General features: G+C 39.1%; 1 protein-coding gene. It reads right to left on the minus strand.

Annotated features, from left to right (window positions below; all coding sequences use genetic code 11):
- The coding region (locus JC605_RS23630) for a sulfatase-like hydrolase/transferase (protein WP_198858535.1) at positions 1–737 on the minus strand (737 nt) is incomplete at both ends.

The following is a 737-nucleotide window of genomic DNA, read 5'->3' on the forward strand; positions in this document are numbered from 1 at the left end:
CTGGCTCCATTATCTCCTACAATGTAAAAAATAAGTGTATTATCAGCATCCGGAAGTTTATCGATAGCGGAAAGCAAGCGCCCTGTTTCACTATCAGCAAAAGCCATATAACCTGCATAATTTTCCATCATTGCAAGGTATAATTTCTTTTCGTCTGCATTGAGCTTATCCCACTGCTGAATATCAGGATTTCTTGCAGGGAGTTTCGCTTCTGCAGGAATAATACCCATTTCTTTTTGACGTTTGAAAGTCATTTCTCTTTGTTTGTCCCAGCCCTGATCAAATTTACCTTTAAATTTATCTTTCCATTCTTTAAATACCTGGTGAGGTGCATGGACAGCGCCCGGAGCAAAGTACATAAATACCGGCTTGTCCGGAGCAATAGATTTTTGAAGTTGTAACCATGAGATAGCTTTATCGGTCATGTCTGTCATAAAATGATAGCCTTCTTTGGGCGTTTTAGGTTGTTCCACTGGAGTTGTGTTTTCAAAAATAATGGGATGATACTGATCTGTTTCACCATTATTAAATCCGTAGAAATAATCAAAACCCATTCCTGTCGGCCATCTGTCAAAAGGACCTACAGCCGAAGTTTCCCAATCGGGAGTATTATGGTTTTTACCAAACCATGCAGTATTCATACCATTATATTTTAAAGCTGCGGCGAAAGTTGCTGTTTTTCTTGGTATCATCATATTGTAACTTGGAAAACCAGTTGCCCATTCAACCAAAAAGCC

This window comes from Flavobacterium sp. IB48, from assembly GCF_016405855.1.
GTDB lineage: Bacteria > Bacteroidota > Bacteroidia > Flavobacteriales > Flavobacteriaceae > Flavobacterium > Flavobacterium ginsengisoli.